This is a genomic window from Citrobacter sp. Cb080, assembly GCF_030334745.1.
GTDB classification, from domain to species: domain Bacteria; phylum Pseudomonadota; class Gammaproteobacteria; order Enterobacterales; family Enterobacteriaceae; genus Citrobacter; species Citrobacter braakii.
Window position 1 is genome coordinate 1 of record NZ_JAOWDG010000066.1, and the last position, 4,203, is coordinate 4,203.

The window sequence follows — 4,203 nt, forward strand, 5'->3', positions numbered from 1 at the left end:
TGATGTAGCCCCCTGAAACACCGGACAGTAGCTGTATCTCCAGATAAGAGATAGGCTTGAATATATGTCTAACACTAACGCCAATTTTGAGATGACCGGGATCCTGTTAGGGCAAGAAGTCCGTAAACGTAAAACTCCTCAGGAGAAGATCGCCATTATCCAGCAGACGATGGAGCCGGGTATGAATGTCTCCCATGTCGCCCGCCTGCATGGTATCCAGCCCAGCCTGCTGTTTAAGTGGAAGAAGCAATATCAGGAAGGCAGCCTCACCGCCGTTGCGGCTGGAGAGGAAGTCGTTCCTGCTTCTGAGCTTACTGCTGCTCTGAAGCAGGTCCGGGAGCTTCAGCGCCTTCTGGGCAAGAAGACGATGGAAGTTGAGATCCTGAAAGAAGCCGTGGAGTACGGTCAGTCGCGAAAATGGATAGCGCACGCGCCCTTGTTGCCAAAGGACGGGGAATAGCCATGGTCTGCCGGACCATGGGCGTGTCGCGTGCGCAACTGTCACTGCGGATTAACCGTTCTGCCGACTGGCAGGACAGGCGCTGTAACCGGCGTAATGAAGAAGCAGACGCAGAAATACTGTCGGCTATCCTCAACATTATCAGCGATATGCCGAGTTATGGTTATCGACGCGTGTGGGGCATCCTGCGCAAGCAACGTCGCACAGAGGGACAGCTACCTGTGAATGCCAAACGGCTTTACAGGATAATGCGTGAGCATAACCTGTTGTTGTTGCATCACAAACCAGAGCGACCGAAGCGTGAACATAAGGGCAAGATAGCGGTGGCAGAAAGCGATATGCGCTGGTGTTCAGATGGCTTCGAGTTCGGCTGCGACAACGGCGAAAAACTGCGGGTAACGTTCGCGCTGGACTGCTGCGACCGTGAGGCCATAGACTGGGCAGCAAGCACGGGAGGCTATGACAGTTCGACCGTGCAGGATGTGATGCTGAGGTCGGTGGAAAAGCGCTTCGGCGACAGGTTGCCCGACACAGCGGTGCAGTGGCTGACGGATAACGGTTCAGCGTATACCGCGTATGAAACGCGGAGGTTCGCGAGAGAGCTGAATCTGGAGCCCTGCACAACAGCGGTGAGCAGCCCGCAGAGTAATGGCATGGCCGAACGGTTCGTGAAAACGATGAAAGAAGACTATATCGCGTTCATGCCAAAACCGGATGTGAGAACAGCACTGCGAAACCTTGCAGTAGCGTTCACGCATTACAATGAAAACCACCCGCACAGCGCGCTGGGATATCACTCCCCGAGGGAATACCGGCGGCAGCGGACATCGTTAACTTAAGATACAAAAGCTGTTCGGAGATGGAGGGTCAAGATCAGCTACGGGTTGAACGTACTGATCACCGGCCATGCCCATAAAGGTACTCCAGAACCCATTAAAGTCGGCGATACGTTGGTGGTTTCAACTAATGCCTACACGATTGAGTTAGGCAAGTTAGTCCTCGACTGGAACCCTGAAACCAAAAAAGTGGATAGCTACAATGGTAAGCTAATCACGATGTACGCAGATACCTATAAGCCTGATCCGCAAACACAGGCAAAAATCGATGAGTGGAACAATAAAGTTAAGAAAATTACCGACAGAGTCGTCGCCTACTCACCTGAAATTTTGACCCGTTCTTATGGTGAATCTGCTACTACAGGTAATTTAATTACTGATGCTTTGATGTATAAGGTACCTTACGCCGATGCCTCATTCTATAATGCTGGCGGTATTCGTTCCGAATTACCCAAAGGCAACATTACATATGGTGATGTATTGAGCATGTATCCATTCACCAATGATGTAATGAGTGTGGAGATCAGCGGTAAAGATCTCAGGTCAATTATGTCTCATGCCGCAGATTTGAAAAATGGGACGCTACACGCGTCAAAAACAGTACAGTTTAAATACGACAGCACAAAACCGTTGGGGCAGCGTATTGTTTCGTTTAATATTAAAGGAAAACCGGTAGAAGACAGTCAATTTTATACTATTGCTCTGGATTCTTTTATCGGGAAAGGCGGTGGTGGATTTAGTTTCACCAATAGTAAAAATGTTAAATACATTAAGGGATTACAAACCGCTCAGGCAATAATCGATTACATGGAGCATGTGAAGAACATTGTTCCTGATCACACAATGCGTGTTGACGATATTAGCAAATGATTTTTTAGTAAGATCATTTAATACATAATGCGGCCACAATCATGGCCGCATTCATTTTTACTTATCAAAATAATGGCAGTTTATAAACTCTGAAAGCAGAAATATCATAACGATAATCATCACCATTTACTTCAGCATTTTTATAATAACCTGACGTTACCGTCGCCTCAAAAAGAAGCTGTTTCGTCTGCTTATTGATCTCTTGTAATACCAACATCCCCAGCGCCTGACTTCCATCTTGCGGATCCACAATATCACTGTATCCCGGTTGGGCAGATAGAGGACGACCATTTTCATCCATGGTGCTTGCACCAAAATGGATGACCAGATTACCATTGCTCAATAAATGCTTGGCACTTACGAAGCTGCTGTAGCCCCTGCTACCAACCTCATCTTTCCCATATTCATACGAGCGTGTTACCGTCATCGTGTTTAGATCTATTCTAAACTGAACTACCCGGCTAAAGTTATCCTTTGGCAACAAGCTCCTTGCATCGTCTCGAGAACGATAATTTCCATTGTCAAAAACTAAAAACTCCAGAATACCGATCTCAGCATTTGGAATCTCTACGATATTATGCTGCCCCCATGTCCAGAAATTACTGTTCGCTAAATCAATTCCATCTTGAGTAGAAAAATCAAACAGCGGATTACCTGACTCATCGACAGGTGTCAGCAAGTATTCCTCAAAGTCGGAGGCCCAGTCTTCATGATCAGCCATAATAAAACGCAGTTGGCCCGAGTCGACATCAACACCGAAGATGGCACTTTGGTGACGCCCTGATGAAACCAGCACATTATTGGTTGTATTAATATTGACCTGCCCCCACGATTAGATACAACACTCAGTTAGTAACGTCGGAATCTTCATTCTCAGAATGACCCTTTCTCCAGCCCGCTGCAAATTCAGACGGTGTCTGATAATTCAGCGTGGAGTGCGGGCGGCATTCGTTATAATCCTGCCGCCAGTCATTAATAATTTTCCTGGCATGAACGATATCGCTGAACCAGTGCTCATTCAAACATTCATCGCGAAATCGTCCGTTAAAGCTCTCAATAAATCCGTTCTGCGTTGGCTTGCCCGGCTGGATTAAGCGCAACTCAACACCATGCTCAAAGGCCCATTGATCCAGTGCACGGCAAGTGAACTCCGGCCCCTGGTCAGTTCTTATCGTCGCCGGATAGCCTCGAAACAGTGCAATGCTGTCCAGAATACGCGTGACCTGAACGCCTGAAATCCCAAAGGCAACAGTGACCGTCAGGCATTCCTTTGTGAAATCATCGACGCAGGTAAGACACTTGATCCTGCGACCGGTGGAAAGTGCGTCCATGACGAAATCCATCGACCAGGTCAGATTGGGCGCCGCCGGACGGAGCAGCGGCAGACGTTCTGTTGCCAGCCCTTTACGACGTCTTCTGCGTTTTACGCCCAGGCCACTGAGGTGATAAAGCCGGTACACGCGCTTATGATTAACATGAAGCCCTTCACGGCGCAGCAACTGCCAAATACGACGGTAGCCAAAACGCCTGCGCTCCAGTGCCAGCTCAGTGATGCGCCCTGATAAATGCGCATCAGCAGCCGGACGGTGAGCCTCATAGCGGCAGGTCGACAGGGATAAACCTGTAAGCCTGCAGGCACGACGTTGCGACAGACCGGTCGCATCACACATCAACATCACGGCTTCCCGCTTCTGGTCTGTCGTCAGTACTTTCGCCCAAGAGCCACCTGAAGCGCCTCTTTATCCAGCATGGCTTCGGCAAGCAGCTTCTTGAGTCTGGCGTTCTCTTCCTCAAGCGACTTCAGGCGCTTAACTTCAGGCACCTCCATACCGCCATACTTCTTACGCCAGATGTAAAACGTGGCATCGGAAATGGCATGCTTGCGGCAGAGTTCACGGGCGGGTACCCCAGCTTCGGCTTCGCGGAGAATACTGATGATCTGTTCGTCGGAAAAACGCTTCTTCATGGGGATGTCCTCATGTGGCTTATGAAGACATTACTAACATCGGGGTGTACTAATCAACGGGGAGCAGGTCA

2 protein-coding genes and 2 pseudogenes are annotated in these 4,203 nt (G+C 49.1%); 2 read left to right on the forward strand and 2 right to left on the reverse strand.

All coding sequences use genetic code 11. The features are described 5' to 3' along the window. Positions 1-91 precede the first annotated feature (91 nt). Positions 92-1,299, forward strand: a protein-coding gene (locus OGV38_RS12345) for an IS3 family transposase (RefSeq protein ID WP_117086587.1) whose coding sequence is annotated in 2 segments (ribosomal slippage) — positions 92-413 and positions 413-1,299 — 1,209 coding nt in all. Because the reading frame shifts where the segments join, the coding sequence is not laid out codon by codon here. Between the two features lie 39 nt (positions 1,300-1,338). Next, a pseudogene (locus tag OGV38_RS12350) lies at positions 1,339-2,166 on the forward strand (bifunctional metallophosphatase/5'-nucleotidase); the annotation flags it as partial. Positions 2,167-2,230: 64 nt separating this feature from the next. Here the strand turns inward: OGV38_RS12350 and OGV38_RS12355 are convergent. Both OGV38_RS12355 and OGV38_RS12360 read right to left on the reverse strand, forming a co-directional pair. Further along, positions 2,231-2,980 (reverse strand): annotated as a pseudogene (locus tag OGV38_RS12355) (aryl-sulfate sulfotransferase); the annotation flags it as partial. 31 nt (positions 2,981-3,011) lie between these two features. Further along, a protein-coding gene (locus OGV38_RS12360; protein ID WP_096147877.1) for an IS3-like element ISSen4 family transposase occupies positions 3,012-4,132 on the reverse strand; the annotation gives its coding sequence in 2 pieces (ribosomal slippage) (positions 3,012-3,874 and positions 3,874-4,132; 1,122 coding nt in all). Between the last annotated feature and the right edge of the window lie 71 nt (positions 4,133-4,203).